The following is a 16647-nucleotide window of genomic DNA, read 5'->3' on the forward strand; positions in this document are numbered from 1 at the left end:
TTTCTGGCCGACTCAGGGCCCGGGGCGGACAATTGAGTCAACAACATCATCCGCCGTTTGTAGGGGCTGCGCATGAGTGATGTGAGGGAGTCCGCGCCGGAAGATACGCCGGCCAGGGAGCGTGACCTGGTCATCGACCTTGTCCGGTTTATCTGCCTGGCACTGGTGGTGGTCAGCCATTGCATGATGGTCAGCCCTGTCCTGCACCCCGACGGTACCGTAACCTCGGCGAACACGCTGGGGGACCAGCCCTGGTTTGAGCCGGTTATCTGGATTTTTATGGTGATGCCGCTGTTTTTCGTCACCGGCGGCACCACCGGCCTGCAATCCTGGCGGCGGCTCACTGCGGACGGCGGCACCGGCTTCGAGTTTGCCCAGGCCCGGCTGCTGAGGCTGGTCCGGCCGGCGGCCGCGCTCCTCGCGGCCATGTTCCTGGGGCTGTGGGCTGCCCTCCTCACGGGTGTGGACCCGCAGGTGATCCAGCTGCTGGCCACCGGCGCAGGTATGCCGCTGTGGTTCCTCGCCGCGTACCTGTCAGCCCAGCTGAACATCCCGCTGCTGGCCCGCTTCCATCACCGCGCACCCTGGCTGACCTTCACCGCCCTGGCCGCCCTGGTGGTTGCCGTCGACTGCTTCCGCGGGGCCCTGCCGCTGCTCGCCTACGCCAACCTGGTGTTCCTCTGGTGCGCCGTCCAACAGGTGGGCTTCCTCGTAGCAGACGGCCACTTCGCGAAGCTCACGCGCTCCGGCCTGCTGGGACTGATCATCGCAGCCAACCTCCTGCTCGGAGTGGTCACCGGCCTCGGGCTCTATTCCGGAAACATGCTGGTGAACCTTAACCCGCCCAACCTGACCCTGCTCCTCCTGGGCATATCGCAGGCAGCCGCGCTCCAGCTTTTCCGGCCGGAGCTGGGCTGGGTTGCCGGCCTGCGCTGGGTCCGGGCGATGGTGATGGTGGCCGGGCGGCGTTCCATGACCGTGTACCTGTGGCACCTGCCGCTGCTCGCCGCCATGTCCGGGCTCCTGCTCCTCACCGACTTCCCCAAGCCTGCGGCCGGAACCGCGGCATGGTGGTGGGCGCGGCCACTGGTTCTTCTGGGGGTGATCGCCCTGCTCCTGCCCGTGCTGGCCGCGTTCGGGCGCCTTGAGGAACGTCCGACGGCGTCTGTCCACACCCGCGGCAGGCCCGCCGCTGCGGTGGTGACGGCCGCCGTCGTCGTCTTCATCCCGGTGGCGGACGCCGCCTTCAACGGACTGACGCTGGGACTGCTCGGAGGCGGCGCGGCCTGCTTTGCGCTGGCCGTCCTGCTGCTGGGCAGAATGCCCGAGCGGGTCACCGCCAACCCGTCCCCTAAGCGTCAGGGAGGGGTAGGCGGGCCATTGCCAGCGGGGCCGAGTAGTGCCAATGTCGAACCATGACTGAGAACATGGTTTCCACAGAGGATAAGTTCAGCCCCGATGTTTCGCTGGCCCGGAATGATGAGAAGCACGTCTACGAGCTGAAGGTGGGCGGGAAGATCGCCGTCCAGTCCTTTTTTGATGACCGGCCCGGGCACGTGGATTTCAGCCACACCGAGACCGCCGAGGAATTCAAGGGCCAGGGGCTGGGAAAGGTCCTTGCCCACTTCGCCCTGGACGACGTCGTGGCATCAGGGAAACGGATCATTCCGCACTGCCCGTTCATCGCCGGCTACCTCCGCCAGCACGAAGGCTACGAGCAGCACATCGACTGGCCCGAGGACTAGATCACGCTGCTGAGACCATCCCTGCGCGGGGCATTCTGCACCTGATTCCCCGTGCGGGCCAGTCAATGACACGCTTCAACGCCCAAAAATACGCGTATTTCCGCGGTTCCGGATAAATAGGTCACTAAAGTTTGACTATAAGGGTCACCTAAGTAAGTCTTACCTTGCTGCTGACAGCCCCATGTCGAACTAAGGATGACCAACGTGCCCTTGCTGCCCCCTGTTGATGAGATGGAAGTAGATGACGACCCGGTGGCCGGAGCCCTGCCCGGGCAGGACTTCGGCTCCCGCGTCGAGCTCGCCCTCGCGGCCTCCAACCATCTGTTCAATTCCAGAAACTCCACCCGCTACGTGGCGCAGGTGCTGCAGGGCGTCAACGTCGTCGCCACCAAACTGGACCGGACCACCCAGCCGTTCACCGGCGTCGGACCTGCCGACATGAAGGCACGCATCGGCGCTGTGGACCTTGACCGGCCGCTGCCGGACACCGCCGCCGCCCTGGAAGAACTCGAGTCCGTGTACCTCCGCGACGCCATCTACTTCCACGACGCCAAGTACGCCGCCCACCTGAACTGCCCGGTGGTGATCCCCGCGCTGGTGGGTGAAGCCATCCTCTCCGCTGTGAACTCCTCGATGGACACGTGGGACCAGAGCGCCGGCGCCACCATGATCGAACGCCGCCTCATCGACTGGACCGCCGAGCGGCTGCAGCTGGGGGCTGCAGCCGACGGCGTGTTTACCTCCGGCGGCAGCCAGTCCAACCTGCAGGCCCTGCTGATCGCCCGTAACCACGCGGTTGCCGGCCTCCGGCGCCTGCCTGAAAATGCGCGGCTCCGGCTGCCGTCCCTCCTTGAGAAGCTGCGCATTTTCACCTCCGCGGACAGCCACTTCAGCATCCAGAAATCGGCCTCCATGCTGGGCCTGGGCTTCGACGCCGTCACCTCCGTGCCCTGCGCCCCGGACCACCGGATGGACCCCGCCGCGCTCGCCGAGGCGATGGCCGAAGCGCAGGACGCCGGCCTGCTGCCGATGGCTGTTGTGGCCACCGCCGGGACCACCGACTTCGGCGCGGTGGACCCGCTCGCTGAACTCGCCGCCCTGGCCCGTGCCTATGGCGCCTGGTTCCACATCGACGCCGCGTACGGCGGCGGGCTCATGGTGTCGAACCGCTACCGCCACCTGCTGGACGGCACACGCCTGGCCGATTCCGTCACCGTGGACTTCCATAAGACTTTCTTCCAGCCCGTCAGCTCCAGCGCCCTGCTGGTCCGGGACCGCGCCATGCTGCGGCACGTCACCTACTACGCGGACTACCTGAACCCGGAAAGCGCTGCCCTGGCCGAGATCCCCAACCAGGTGGACAAAAGCATCCAGACCACCCGCCGCTTCGATGCGCTCAAACTGTGGCTGACACTGCGCATCATGGGCGCGGAGGCCCTCGGGGCCCTGTTTGACGAGGCGATCGACCTCGCCGCCCGGGTGGGATCCGTGCTGGCCGCCGATCCCGACTTCGAGCTCGCCGCCGAACCCCAGCTCAGCACGCTGGTCTTCCGGTACCGGCCGCGAGCGGGCGGGGCCCAACTTTCCGACGACGAGGCCGACTCCCTTAACCCGGCCATCCGCGCCGCCGTCTTCGCTTCAGGGAAGGCCGTGGTGGCAGGCACTACGGTGAACGGCCGCCACTACCTGAAGTTCACGCTCCTCAATGCCGAGGCAACCCTGGAGGACATCAGCGAGATCATCGAACTGCTGCGCCGCACCGGTGCGGGCCTGCTGGCCCGCACCAGCGTCGGCACCAGCGAGGTGTCCGCATGAGCACCCCTGACTTGGTTACCCCCACTGAACCGCGCATTTACGACTTCGCGGGGATCGGCGTCGGGCCCTTCAACCTCGGGCTCGCCGCGCTCAGCGAGCCCGTGGACGGGCTGGACGGCATCTTCCTGGAACAGCGGGAGCACTTCGACTGGCACCCCGGCATGATGCTGGAACCGGCCCACCTGCAGGTGCCGTTTATGGCCGACCTGGTAACCCTCGCCGATCCCACGTCGCCATATTCATTCTTGAACTTCCTCAAGCAGACGGGGCGGCTCTACCGCTTCTATATCCGCGAGAACTTTTATCCGCTGCGGGCCGAGTACAACCAGTACTGCCAGTGGGTGGCCGGGCAGCTGCGGTCCGTGCGTTTTAGCACGGCCGTGCTGGATGTGACGTACGACGCCGGGGTCTACCGCCTTTCCGCCGAAGGTCCGGACGGGCCGGAGGTGCTGCTGGCGCGGCGCCTCGTGCTGGGCACCGGAACCGCGCCATACGTTCCGGCGGCCTGTGACGGCATCGTCGGGGCCGCTGCCAGCGGCGGCGGGGGACTGGTCCTCCACAACGCCGACTACCTGTCGAGGAAGAGTGAGCTGCAGGCCAGGCGGAGCATCACCATCGTGGGCAGCGGCCAGAGCGCCGCGGAAATCTACTACGAGCTCCTGCAGGACATCGACGCCTGCGGGTACCAGCTGAACTGGGTCACGCGCTCGGGCCGTTTCTTCCCGCTCGAGTACACCAAGCTCACGCTGGAAATGACCTCGCCCGAGTATGTGGACTACTTCCACGGGCTGCCGCAGGACCAGCGGGACGGCCTCATCAAGAGCCAGAAGAACCTTTACAAGGGCATCAACTCCGAGCTCATCGATGCCATCTACGACCTCCTCTACACCAAGAGCCTCTCCGGCATGGTGGACACCCGGCTCCTGACGCATTCGTCGCTGACAGGCGGCTCCTGGAATGACACTGCGGGGTCCCACACCCTGCAGCTGCGGCATGAGGAACAGGGCGCCGACTACACCCTCGACAGCGAAGCAGTGGTGCTGGCCACCGGCTACACCTACCGCGAGCCGGGGTTTCTTGCCGGGATCCAGGAGCGCATCGCCCGGGACTCCGCCGGCAGGTTCGCCGTGGCCCGCAACTACAGCACGGGCGTCGAACCCGGCGAAATCTTCGTCCAGAACGCCGAGCTTCACACGCACGGGTTTGTCACCCCGGACCTGGGTATGGCGGCCTACCGCAACTCGTGCATCCTGCGCGAGATCACCGGCCGGGAGGTCTACCCGGTGGAGCGCAGCATCGCGTTCCAGCAGTTCGGACCGCCAGCAGGCAGCCCGGATGCTGCCCCGCCAGCCGCTGCTTCCCCGGCCGCGTCAGAGGCATTCACCCGGAAAGCGGAGGTGCCGGCATGAACTTCACTTTCCGCTGTGTTGATGCCGTGGCCGACGCACCCCTCCTCCACAGCTGGGTGACCCGGCCCTATGCCGCCTTCTGGGGCATGCAGGCCGCCACCGTTGAAGAGGTTGTGGAGGAGTACTCAAAGATCCAGGCAACCGGGCATCACCATGCTGTCTTTGGGCTCGACGGCGGCGTCCCCGCCTTCCTGATGGAGGAGTACCTGCCGTCCGCGTCCCCGCTGGCCGCGGCCTACGCGGTGCAGCACGGTGATATCGGCATGCACCTGCTGGTGGGGCCGCCGTCGGGAGCGCCTAAACCGGGGTACACGGCCGAGGTGATGGACGCGGTCCTGGAACGGCTGTTCCTCGATCCGGGCGTGGAGCGCGTGGTGGTGGAACCGGACGCCAGGAACACCAGGATCCACGTGCTCAACGAACGGCTGGGCTTCCAGCCGGCAGGGATCATCACCCTGCCCGACAAGGAAGCGCTGCTCAGTTTCTGCACGCGCAGCGACTATCACACAGCCCGCGCGGCGCTGCATCACCGTTCAGCCCCTACCCGCCAGCTTTCCCACGCCGTCCACCATGGAGCCGCACTGTGACCACTCTTGAGATTCCCGCCAGCGCCGGCTCCGTCAACACCGGCAACACTGTTCCCCACCTCTCACCGGAACGCTGGGCCGCAGCCAACCGCCACCTTGTCCGCAAGGCCCTGGCCGAGTTCCTGCACGAGCGTCTCCTGACCCCACAACGGCTGGGCTCCGGCTCCGGCCCCGATACGGACCACCCGTCAGGACCAGCGGCCTACGTGGTCCGCAGCGACGACGGACTGACGGCGTACTCGTTTACCGCCCGCGTCCTGCAGCTGGAGCACTGGTCCGTGGACCCGGCCTCCATCCGATGCACGCGCAGCGGCGAGGATGCGGCTCCGGACGCCTTGCTTTTTATCACCGAATTCAGCGACACCCTGGAGATCCGCGAGGAGATGCTGCCGGTGTATCTGGAGGAGATCAGCAGCACCCTGGCAGGCCATGCCTACAAGCAGTGGCTGGGGCAGCCGTCGGCGCAGGAACTCGCAGCAGGAGTGACCGGCGGCGCGGATGTTGCCGCTGACTTCCAGGCCATCGAGCGCAGCATGACGGAAGGCCATCCGTGCTTTGTGGCGAACAACGGCAGGCTGGGCTTCGGCATCAGCGACTACCGGGCCTTTGCTCCGGAGACCGGTGAGCCTGTCCGCCTGGAATGGATCGGGGTGCACCGCAGCAGGGCGGTGTTCACCGCCAGTGCCGGGCTCAACTACCGCGCCCACCTGGAGGCCGAGCTCGGTGCTCCGGCCCTGGCTTCTTTTGACGCGGAGCTCAGGGCCCAAAGGGTGGACCCCGATGAATATTTCCTGATGCCCGTGCACCCCTGGCAGTGGGAAAACAAGCTGACCGTGACGTTCGCGGCCGAAATCGCGCAGCAGCACATCATCCCGTTGGGCACGGGAGAGGACAGCTACCAGGCCCAGCAGTCCATCCGCACGTTCTTCAACACCAGCACGCCTGCCAAGAGCTACGTCAAAACCGCCATGTCCGTCCTCAACATGGGCTTTATGCGGGGACTCTCGCCGCAGTACATGAAAGCCACACCCGCCATCAACGACTGGCTGCAGGCTCTGATCCTGTCCGACAATGCCCTGCAGCAGCGCGGTTTGGCCATGATCAGCGAAATCGCCGCGATTGGGTACCACAACGGATATTACGAGGCCGCGTCCGCCAAGGGCTCGCCCTACCGGAAGATGCTGTCCGCATTGTGGCGGGAAAGCCCGCTGCCGCTGGTGGCGGGCGGCCGGCAGCTGACCACCATGGCCTCGCTGCTGCACGTTGATGCCGCCGGCAAGCCGATGGTGTCCGCCCTGATGGAGCGGTCCGGGCTGGAACCCGTTCAGTGGCTGCGCCGCTACTTCGAGGCCTATCTGGTCCCGCTGGTGCACTGCCTCTACAAGTACGAACTCGCCTTTATGCCGCACGGCGAAAACGTGATCCTGGTGCTGGAAGACGGTGTGCCGGTCCAGGCCATCATGAAGGACATCGCCGAGGAAATCGTGGTGATGGGGGACAGGCTGGACCTGCCGCCGGAGGTTGCCCGGATCAAGGCGGATATCCCCGACGGCGAGAAGGTACTGGCCATCTTCACCGACGTTTTTGACTGCATCTTCCGGTTCCTCGGCGCGCTGCTGGTGGAGGACGGGAAGGCCGGCGTAGACGAGTTCTGGGGCACCGCGGCCGCGGCCATCCGCGAGTACCAGGCAGAGCACCCCGAACTGGCCGGCCAGTTTGCCCGCCATGACCTGTTCGCGCCGGACTTCGAACTCTCGTGCCTCAACCGGCTGCAGCTGCGGAACAACCAGCAAATGCTGGACCTGACGGACCCCTCGGGCGGGCTGCAGATGGCCGGTCGGCTGGCAAACCCGCTCGCGCGGTTCGCCTGACGTCGGCGGGGCCGTTACGAGTGCTGCCACGGGTTAAGCCAAGGTCAGTCCAGCGCCTTCACCTTTCGCTCCAGTGCCGCCCGCTCGGCGGTGTTCCCGCACAGCGACACTGCCTCCAGGAGCGCAGACCGCGCGTCGCCACGCCGGCCCAGCCGGGTAAGCAGCTCACCGCGGACGGAGGGGAGCAGGTGCGAGCCTGCCAGCTCACCGCGGGCTGCGATCCCGTCCGCCAGCTTCAGTCCGGCTGCCGGGCCGGAGGCCATCGCCACCGCGACGGCACGGTTGAGCTCGACGATGGGGGACGGGGCCAGCCGGCCGAGGGCTTCGTAGAGGATGACGATCCGCGGCCAGTCCGTCCCGGCGACCGACGGCGCCACCGCATGGCACTCGGCGATGGACGCCTGGAGTCCGTAAGCCCCCAGCCCCCGTCCGGACCCCGCCGCCCGGGCGAGGGCCGCGCGTCCGCGCCTGATTGCAGAAAGGTCCCACCGCCGTCGGTCCTGGTCCTCGAGCAGCACCGGGTTCCCTGACGCATCGAGCCGGGCCGGGAACCTTGCAGCGGTGAGCTCCAGCAGCGCCAGCAGCCCGAAGACCTCGGGTTCGGGCGCGATCCTGACCAGCACGCGGGCCAGACGGCGGGCCTCGCCGGCCAGGTCCGTGCGGATCCAGTCCGCACCGCCGGATGCGAACGAGCCCTCAGTGAAGATCAGGTAAATGACGTTAAGCACTGAGCCCAGCCGTTCGGCCAGCTCATCCGGTTTAGGCACCGCGAAGGGCACCTTCGCAGCGGCCAGGGTCTTCTTGGCGCGCGTAATGCGTGCCTGGACGGTGGCCACCGGCACCAGGAAGGCGTTGGCGATTTCGGTGCTGCCCAGTCCGCCGACCACCCGCAGCGTCAGCGCGATCCTGGCTTCCTTGGACAACACCGGGTGGCAGGCGATGAACATCAGGGTCAGGACGTCGTCATCGATCGCGGCGGGGTCGAACAGCGCGTCCGCTCCGGGCTCTTCGGCCGAAAGGCCGCGGGCCAGCAACGCATACCGCTCGTCACGCGCCGCCCGCCGTCGGAACGCGTCAATCGCCCGACGGCGGCCGGTGGTGAGCAGCCAACCTGCAGGTTCGGCAGGTACCCCGTTGACGGACCAGGAGACCAGCGCCTCGGCGAGGGCTTCCTGCGCGAGGTCCTCGGCCAGCGGGAAGTCGCCCGTGTAGCGGGCCAGGGCGCCGACGATGCGGGCAGATTCCATCCGCCACACAGCCTCGACGGCGCCCCTCGCCGCGTTGGAGCCCACAGCCGGGCCGTCGCCGTCGCGTCGGTGCCGGCCGGTCAGAGCTGGCCGGTTTGCTCGCGCCAGGCGCGCTCCTTCTGGATCCATTCGTTATCCTGGGGGAACTCATCGATGGTTGGCACCCGGCGGATTTCGGTTTTGGTGCCGGCCGACATTGGTGCGCGCTTGGCCCACTCGATGGCCTCTTCCTTCGACGCGACGTCCAGGAGGTAGAAGCCGTTGAAGAGCTCTTTCGTCTCCCCGTAGGGCCCGTCCGTGACCACCGGCTGCTCCCCGGTGAAGTCGACCACCACGCCCTCCTTGGGGTCATCCAGGCCTTCGGCCGCCAGCAGGACGCCGGCGTGGATCAGTTCATCGTTGAACTTGCCCATCGCATTCATGGCCTCGGTGAAATCGACGTCGTTGAACTTCGCGAGGGACTCGTCCGTTGCCCGCATGATCAGCATGTACTTGGCCATCACAATCATCTCCTTGGTGGTGGAAGGTCGCCCTTCGACCTTCTCACCCACAGGTCGAACGGCGCGAGGCCGGATCGACAGAAACGGCAAAATTTCCTTCCCCTTTCTGAGGGAGGGAGTCCACATGGCTAGTCTGGGCGCATGAACACACCCACAACAGCCCTCATTACCGGTGCCAGCGCTGGGCTGGGTGCCGAGTTCGCGCGGCAGCTGGCTGCCCGCGGCCACCACCTGGTCCTGGTGGCCCGTGACAGGGCACGGCTCGAACAGACGGCGGCGGACCTGGAACAGCGGTACGGAACCACGGCGGAGGTGCTGCCCGCAGACCTGACGGACGACGCCGGTGTGGCCGCCGTCGTCGGACGTCTCAGGGACGCAACGCGGCCGGTAACGGTCCTGGTGAACAATGCGGGCAGCAGCCTCCTGCGTGACTTCGAACAGAACAGCGTGCAGGAGGAGCAGGAGCAGCTGCGGCTGCACTGCGCCGCGCCACTGGAACTGATCCATGCCGCGCTGCCCGGGATGCTTGAGCGTGGTACCGGCCGGATCATCAACGTGTCGAGTATCGCGGCGTTCCTGCCGCGCGGCTCGTACGCCGCGGCGAAGGCCTGGCTGCTGATGTTCAGCCGGTGGGCCAACCTGGCCTACAGGACGCGCGGGGTGACGGTCACGGCGGTGTGCCCCGGTCTGACGCACACCGAATTCCACGACAGGATGGGGATGGACAAGGCGGCGGTCCCGTCCTGGGCCTGGCTGAACGCCGAACGGGTGGTGCGTGAAGGCCTGGCGGACAACCTCCGCGGCAAGGCCGTGTCTGTCCCCTCAAAGCGTTACAAAGCCGTGGCGGCCGCAGCCCGGGTGCTGCCGGACCGGCTACTCACCGGGCCGGCGCGCCGGCCGAAGTAGCGGGAACCGAAGCGTCGCCGGGCGCATGACCCCTTGGCGCACGGCCACCACTACCAGGATCCCCACCAGGGCGCCCACGAAGGTTTCCACACCGCGTTCCAGGATCAGTACCGACGGATCCATCGGTGCCGCCAGCTGTGTCATGAGCAGGATGACGGGAGTGAACGAAACCATCGCGAGCCCGTAGTGGCGGGTCATAAACAGCTCCGTGGTGAACTGGAAAACGATGACCAGGATGGCCAGGACCACCACCTGATGGGCGGCAAAGAACGGTGCGAGCGACCACGGCGCCGGAACAAGAACGACGGCGGTGACTGCCAACCCGAGGAACGTCCCCACGATGCGGTGGATCCCCCGCCGCACGCGGCTGGGGAGGTCCGCTCCGGCAAGCGGCACTGCCGCGGCTGCCATGGCCCAGTGCGGGTGTCCGCTGCCGCTGAGCACCCCGATGGAGCCGGCGAGGCCAACAGCGAGGGTGTACCTTGCCGCGTGAACTGCAGCGGCCCGCCCGGCTGCGCCGCTCAGCGCCACAACGTCACGAGCGGCGCCGCGTTGCCACGACCTGCCGCGGACCCAGCCGCCGAAGCCCACCGCCATGGAGAACGCTGCGGCGCCCGCGGCGATGAGCAGGGCGACGAACCAGGGGACGGTTGTGGGAACCGAAGCGCAGGCGCCCAAGGCCAGGATGCCGAAGAACGGCCCGTTGGGCTTGAGTTTCACCCGGTCGGAGTACACGGACCCGACGCCGGCCAGCAGCGCTTCGACGGCCACCAGCCACCAGGACTGCAGATGGTTCACCGACAGGAAAACACCCACGGCCACTCCGCCCACGAGCACCAAGGCTGCCTGGGACTGGTGCCGGAGCCTGAGCTGGTGGGGTTCGGACCGTCCGTACATCCCGGTCAGCGCGCCAAAGACGGCATAGATGATCAGGTCCTCCCGGCCCAGGAGCAAAAGAATGAGTGACGGGACGGCCACGCTGAGGGCCACCCGGAGGGCTGCCAGGTGATCGTTGTCCGCCGGCTCCAACCGGTGGAGGGCACGGACCTGCCGCAGGACGGGCTTCACTCCGTTGACACTCTCCAATCACCGGTTTGTTGCCCGGGAGCCCGGACCCTCAGGACATTATCCCGCGGGCACGGCTAAGGCCCGCCCTGCATTACGTTCCGTGAGGAAACGCGCGGGACGGGCCTTTGAGCGCGGGCTACAAGACGGCCCGGACAGGCCTTGTTGTTCCGGGTGGTGCTTAGACGCCGGCCGGAAGCTTAGGGGCGGAATCCTTGCCGGCCGAGGCGTCCGTGATGTCCTGGGTTTCGAACGGCAGGTCGTCCAGGTCGATCAGCGGGTTCTCGTCCTGGGTGGCCACCAGTTCCTTGGCTTCCGCCTGCGTGTCCACGCTGGGCATGGAGCCCGGCAGCGGCCGCTGGGCTGATTCCTTCAGGAAATAGATGGCCACAGCCCCGATGGCTGAGGTAACCATGAGGTAGTACGCCGGCATCATGTCATCGCCGGTAGCCGTGATCAGCGCGGCAACGATAAACGGGGTGGTTCCGCCGAAGATGGCAACGGCGAAGTTGTAGGCGATACCCATGGCGCTGTACCTGTTGGCTGTCGGGAACTGCGCCGGCAGGGCCGAGGCGAGGTTAGCAACATAGAACGTCACAGGAAAGGCGATCAGCGACAGGCCTGCCAGTGTGGACCAGACGTCGCCGATGCCGATCAGCAGGAACGCCGGGGTTGCCAGCACCACTGTGCTGACGGCGCCGATCCACAGCACGGGACGGCGGCCGATTCGGTCAGACAGCTTCCCGGTCAGGGGGATGCAGAGGCTCATGATGACCAGCACGGGGATGGTCAGCAGCGTTCCGTGGACGGGATCGTAGCCCTTGGACTCTGTGAGGTACGTCGGCATATAGGACGTCAAGGCGTAGCCGGCGGTGTTGGCAGCGGCAACAAGGATCATGGCCACGATGAGTGAGCGCCAGTAGGCCTTCACAATTCCCACCGGGCTCTTGGCGCTGTCCGTGTCAGCTGCTGCGGCAGCCTGCCCGATGCTTTCCTGGGCATCGAGAGTGGCCTGGAACTGGGGGGATTCCTCGATCTTGTTCCGGAAGTAGATAGCGATGAGGCCCAGGGGACCTGCAACCAGGAACGGAATTCGCCAGCCCCATTCTTCCATGGCGGCCTGGCCAAGGGTCAGCTGCAGGACAGAAACCAGCGCCGCGCCCAAAGCGAAGCCAAGGTAGCTGCCCATGTCCAGGAAGCTTGCAAAGAATCCGCGGCGCTTATCCGGGGCGTATTCGCTCACGAAGGTGGTGGCACCTGCGTACTCACCGCCGGTGGAGAAGCCCTGTACGAGCTTGAGGATTACCAGCAGCGCCGCAGCCCAGATGCCGATCTGCGCGTACCCGGGCAACAGTCCCACGGCGAACGTGCTCGCAGCCATAATCATCAGTGTTGCGGCGAGTACCTTCTGGCGGCCGATCTTGTCGCCAAGCCAGCCGAACACAACGCCGCCCAGCGGACGGGCAATGAAGGTGGCAGCGAACGTACCAAGCAGGAACAGCGTCTGGACGGACTGGTCCGCCTCCGGAAGGAAGACCGGTCCCATGGTGGTGATCAGGTAGCCGAACACGCCCACGTCGAACCATTCCATGGTGTTACCCACGATGGTTCCGCCGAGTGCCTTTTTCAGCATGGGCTGGTTGACGACATTCACGTCGGACTCCTTGAGCCGGCGACGCGGAAGAATTCTTGGTTTGCGTGTCCCTGAAGGATTCGCCGATGGTGCAGTTGTTGGTACTGCGTTGTAGGTTCCGCTGGCGTTGTTCGCGCCTGCTGAAGAGTCGGTCGTGCTTCGGTCTGTGGGCATTTGGGCGACTCCTGTGGAGGTCATTTGCTTGCGACTTGTAGCTGCCCCGCTCTGGGCAGGCCTTCAATTTTACGCGAAACCCGGGACAATCATGAGCTGAATGCCGTAGGATCGCAGGTTTCAGGGCGTTTTCAGCAGCTATCAGCAGACTTCTTTTCACCGCTCTCGCCGCGCCACCATTGGGATCCCGGCGGCGCCCGGGCATCGTTACCTAATCTTTTTCCTTCAGGCATGTTTTTGGCGCCTTTTGTACCGCCGCGTGGCGCTAAATGTGGCGGCCGCCACGGCAATGTGCGGGCCTGCCGGAGGAGGCTACGGGAGCTAACCGGGGGTTCACAACCGAGCCTGTTGCTGCCTATTGTTGACCCATGGGAACACTGATTTTTGAGTAGGCGGACGCCTGCGGCCTATTAACCTCCGGCTAATACTCGGCCCCGTCCTCGCTGATCTCGTCAGACAAGCAGATCCTCCTCAGAAAGGTTCCACCCAATGACCGAAAAAAACACCTCCGACCAGACCGAATCGTCGCAGGACAACCCCGAGGCCAAAGGCATCAGGGCCGGGCTGACCGAAGCCCAGCGGGCGATGCTCGCCAGCAAGTCCCGGGGTGGCGACTCCGGGCTGCAGAGCGTGGGCAAAAACCACAAGCCCACGCACGCCAGCGGCAAGCAGGGGCCGGCGGAGAAGAAGGTCCGCTGGTAGCCGCGGCGCCGGATCTCCACAGCGGCCGGGCGTCTTAGAGTACCCGGGCAGATATTCCAGGCCGATCTATTGGCTTCATTTCATTGCGGAAAGGAAGAAAAAATGGCGAAGCAAAATGCTGGAGCAAAAATCGAACCGGAGGTGGCGGACCACCTGGCGGCCGCTATGGGCACGCAGTCCATGCCAGGGCCGGCCACCATTGCCGTGACCACGGCCATGGCGGGCGAACAGCACTGGCCGGACGGTAACGGCAAGCGCCGCCACCCCAAGGACCGGGACACGGCGCACAGACAGGTGGGAAACGGGGCAGCCGTCACGGCCGTGCACCGCACCGGCCGCCCGCAGATGCCGCACTCATCCTGATGATGCGCAGCTAAGCCCACGACACAACAAATACCTGGCGACACCTGTAGATGGGGGTCGCCAGGTATTTCCGTGTCGCAGGCGATGAGGCGCGTCGCCAGACCAGGGCTGCGCTACCCCTCCGGAACAACTTCGTCCACCACTTCGTCGGCTGTTTTGTCCAGCCGCCAGCCCCGCCACACGGGATGCCTGAGCTTCCCTGCACCGGTCCACTGCCCGAAGGTCACCTCACCCACCAGCCGCGGCCTGACCCAGTGGGCGTCCGAGGCATCCTCGCGGGGCACGTCGTCGAACGGCGAGGTCTTGCGGGCCAGATCGTCCACTTTCTGCCGGAGTTCCTCCAGCTCCCGCGCGCTGAATCCGCTGCCCACCCGCCCCACATACCGGAGCTTGGGGCCGTCGGGGATGCCCACCAGCAGCGAACCCACCGAGCTTTGCCGACCGCCCTTGCCCGGCCGCCAGCCGCCCACCACCACCTCCTGGGTCTGCTCCAGCTTGATCTTGATCCAGGTCCGCGTGCGCTGCCCGCTGACGTAGCGGCTGTCCGTCCGTTTGGCCATCACGCCCTCAAGCCCCAGTTCCTGCGCGCTCTCCAGGATGTGCTCGACCTTCTCGTCCAGGACGGGGGACAGCTCCACCGGGCACTCCGACGGCCGGTGGAACTCCTCCAGACGCTGCCGCCGCTTTGCAAAAGGCAGCCGCCGAAGGTCCTCGCCGCCGTCGGCCAGCAGGTCAAAAAGCATAAGCCGCACCGGGATGGCAGCGCGGGCCTTCGCGACGTCGCCGGGCCGGGACAGCTTCATGCGTCCCTGGAGCACGCCGAAATCGGGCCTCCCGGTAGGCCCGACGGCGAAAATCTCACCGTCCGCCACGAACGATCCGTCCGGCCAGCAGGCGCGGTCCGTCAGCTCCGGGTACGTCGCGGTGACGTCGTTGCCGTTCCGGCTGATGATGCGGACTTTTTCCTCATCGGCGACGATGAGCGCCCGGACACCGTCCCACTTGAGCTCAAACTGCCAGTCACTGCCCTTCAGATCGGCCGTGGTGCCTGCGGTCGCCATCATGGGGCTGAAGTCTTCGGCGCGGAGGGGCTGGGACGGTTCCGCGGCTGTCCCGGCAGTGGTGGGGTCCTCTGCTGGCTCCGCCGCAGTACGCCGGGGATGGCTAGTGTGATGATCCTTGTCCATCAGATGGATCAGCCACTGCCCCTCGGCGTCGCCGCCACGGCCGCGGCCGGTATGAATCAGGGCGAACTTTTTGGTCCCGCCCAGGCCGCCGCCCTCGGAACCCGTCAGCGTTGCGATGACCTCACGGCCGTTGATCCACTTTTCCAGTTCGTAGGTCCCGTGATCCCAGATGGTCACTTCGCCGGCGCCATACTGCCCTTTGGGAATGGCGCCCTCAAAGGTGGCGTAATCCAGGGGATGGTCCTCGGTCTGGACCGCCAGATGGTTCTTGCCGCCTGATTCCGGGACGCCTTTCGGCAACGCCCACGAAACGAGCACGCCGTCGTGTTCCAGCCGGAAATCGAAGTGCAGCCGGCTGGCGTGGTGCTCCTGGATCACAAAAGTGTCGCCGTTGCCAGAAGCGCCGGAGAAGGGTTCGGGCGTCGCATCGGGGTCCCGCATCGACCGGTACCGCGCCAGGCGCTGGTGCGCGCCGCCGTCGTGCGTTACCTCTTCGGTGCACCCGGGGTTCCCGCCACCGTGCTCTACGGCGGCAAACGGGTCCTTGCCGTCCTGCACCCGCCGCATCACGGCCTTGTAGTCGAGGTGCTTGAGATTGGGGGAGCTGATCTCACGCCAGGTCCGTGGCGCGGCCACCATGGGCGTGGGCCTGCCGCGGAGTGAATAGGGCACGATGGTGGTTTTGGCCGCGTTGTTCTGGCTCCAGTCCACCAGGACCTTCCCTGTGCGCAGGGCCTTCTTCATGTCACTCACGGCGAGGTCGGGGTGGTCTGCCTCCAGGGCGCGCGCCAGCTCGCGGGCGAACGCGGAGATCTGGTCCGAGGTCTGTGACCCGTCCAGGCCGGCATAGAGGTGGATGCCTTTGCTGCCGCTGGTCACGGGAACCGTTTCCAGCCCAACGTCCTGCAGGATGGTGCGGGCCAGGAGCGCCACTTCCACGCACTCAGCCAGGCCTGCGCCCTCGCCGGGGTCCAGATCCAGCACCAGACGATCCGGATTCAGCTGGTTGCCGTGCGAATCCACCTGCCACTGGGGCACATGGATTTCCAGCGAGTTGATCTGTCCGAACCACGCCAGCGTGGCGGGATCGTTAACCAGCGGATAGAAGATGGTCCGGTCCTTGTGCGTGATGGCGGCACGCGGGAGCCAGCCAGGTGCCGAGTCCTCGAGGTTCTTTTGGAAAAACACCTCGCCGGGCTGCTCCTCCGTGCCGACGCCGTTGACCCAGCGCTTCCGCGTCGCGGGCCTGTTCTTTGCCGCCGGAATGAGGACATGGGCCACGGCGGCGTAGTAGGCCAGGACGTCCGCCTTGGTGGTGCCGGTGGCCGGATAGATGATTTTGTCCAGGTTGGTCAGGGTCAGTTCCCGCCCGGCAACCCGGACACGCTCCTTAGCACCGGGCAAAGGTCTTCACCTCCGGCCTGCGGTGATGTTCACTTGAGG

14 protein-coding genes are annotated in these 16647 nt (G+C 66.1%); 9 read left to right on the forward strand and 5 right to left on the reverse strand.

What is annotated here, in order from left to right; all coding sequences use genetic code 11:
- Positions 1–72: 72 nt before the first annotated feature.
- From IDT60_RS01615 to IDT60_RS01640, 6 genes are all read left to right on the forward strand, one after another.
- Positions 73–1419: an acyltransferase gene (locus IDT60_RS01615; RefSeq protein ID WP_191080634.1), complete on the forward strand. Its 1347-nt coding sequence runs from the start codon at positions 73–75 to the stop codon at positions 1417–1419.
- Positions 1416–1745, forward strand: a complete 330-nt coding sequence (locus IDT60_RS01620; RefSeq protein WP_164202858.1) for a GNAT family N-acetyltransferase — start codon at positions 1416–1418, stop codon at positions 1743–1745. The genes IDT60_RS01615 and IDT60_RS01620 overlap by 4 nt, the downstream gene beginning before the upstream one ends.
- 204 nt (positions 1746–1949) lie before the next feature.
- Entirely contained in the window at positions 1950–3560 is a 1611-nt protein-coding gene (locus IDT60_RS01625; protein WP_370590713.1) for an aspartate aminotransferase family protein, read from the forward strand.
- A complete protein-coding gene (locus IDT60_RS01630) occupies positions 3557–4969 on the forward strand; it encodes a lysine N(6)-hydroxylase/L-ornithine N(5)-oxygenase family protein (RefSeq protein WP_191080635.1) in 1413 nt (470 codons plus the stop codon). The genes IDT60_RS01625 and IDT60_RS01630 overlap by 4 nt, the downstream gene beginning before the upstream one ends.
- The gene (locus IDT60_RS01635) at positions 4966–5556 is read left to right on the forward strand and encodes a GNAT family N-acetyltransferase (RefSeq protein WP_191080636.1); all 591 of its coding nucleotides are present in this window, start codon (positions 4966–4968) and stop codon (positions 5554–5556) included. Before IDT60_RS01630 ends, IDT60_RS01635 begins: the two co-directional genes overlap by 4 nt.
- Positions 5553–7427: an IucA/IucC family siderophore biosynthesis protein gene (locus IDT60_RS01640; RefSeq protein ID WP_223883845.1), complete on the forward strand. Its 1875-nt coding sequence runs from the start codon at positions 5553–5555 to the stop codon at positions 7425–7427. Before IDT60_RS01635 ends, IDT60_RS01640 begins: the two co-directional genes overlap by 4 nt.
- A gap of 44 nt (positions 7428–7471) precedes the next feature.
- On the opposite strand, the gene IDT60_RS01645 is transcribed toward IDT60_RS01640, so the two are convergent.
- Together IDT60_RS01645 and IDT60_RS01650 are read right to left on the reverse strand one after the other, a co-directional pair.
- Positions 7472–8719, reverse strand: a complete 1248-nt coding sequence (locus IDT60_RS01645) for an RNA polymerase sigma factor (protein WP_223884017.1) — start codon at positions 8717–8719, stop codon at positions 7472–7474.
- A 35-nt stretch (positions 8720–8754) separates the two neighbouring features.
- Positions 8755–9174, reverse strand: a complete 420-nt coding sequence (locus tag IDT60_RS01650) for a YciI family protein (RefSeq protein WP_191081777.1) — start codon at positions 9172–9174, stop codon at positions 8755–8757.
- A 141-nt stretch (positions 9175–9315) separates the two neighbouring features.
- Here IDT60_RS01650 and IDT60_RS01655 point away from each other — a divergent pair, with 141 nt between their 5' ends.
- Positions 9316–10080, forward strand: a complete 765-nt coding sequence (locus tag IDT60_RS01655; protein WP_191080638.1) for an SDR family oxidoreductase — start codon at positions 9316–9318, stop codon at positions 10078–10080.
- Here the strand turns inward: IDT60_RS01655 and IDT60_RS01660 are convergent.
- Both IDT60_RS01660 and IDT60_RS01665 read right to left on the reverse strand, forming a co-directional pair.
- Positions 10048–11148, reverse strand: coding sequence for an FUSC family protein (locus IDT60_RS01660; RefSeq protein ID WP_164202844.1), 1101 nt, complete (start codon positions 11146–11148; stop codon positions 10048–10050). The two genes, IDT60_RS01655 and IDT60_RS01660, sit on opposite strands and share 33 nt — an antisense overlap.
- 178 nt (positions 11149–11326) lie before the next feature.
- Positions 11327–12952 carry an MFS transporter gene (locus IDT60_RS01665; protein WP_164202842.1) on the reverse strand — a complete coding sequence of 542 codons (1626 nt, stop codon included), beginning with the start codon at positions 12950–12952 and terminating at the stop codon, positions 11327–11329.
- Positions 12953–13441: 489 nt separating this feature from the next.
- Here IDT60_RS01665 and IDT60_RS01670 point away from each other — a divergent pair, with 489 nt between their 5' ends.
- Positions 13442–13654, forward strand: a complete 213-nt coding sequence (locus IDT60_RS01670; protein WP_191080639.1) for a hypothetical protein — start codon at positions 13442–13444, stop codon at positions 13652–13654.
- 102 nt (positions 13655–13756) lie between these two features.
- Positions 13757–14017 (forward strand): hypothetical protein, encoded by a 261-nt coding sequence (locus IDT60_RS01675; RefSeq protein WP_191080640.1) that lies wholly within the window; start codon positions 13757–13759, stop codon positions 14015–14017.
- 113 nt (positions 14018–14130) lie between these two features.
- Here IDT60_RS01675 and IDT60_RS01680 read toward each other — a convergent pair whose 3' ends face one another.
- On the reverse strand, positions 14131–16608 hold the full coding sequence (locus tag IDT60_RS01680) for an ATP-dependent DNA ligase (protein WP_191080641.1): 2478 nt from the start codon (positions 16606–16608) through the stop codon (positions 14131–14133).
- Positions 16609–16647 lie beyond the last annotated feature (39 nt).

Source organism: Pseudarthrobacter sp. BIM B-2242 (assembly GCF_014764445.1).
Lineage (GTDB): Bacteria > Actinomycetota > Actinomycetes > Actinomycetales > Micrococcaceae > Arthrobacter > Arthrobacter luteus_A.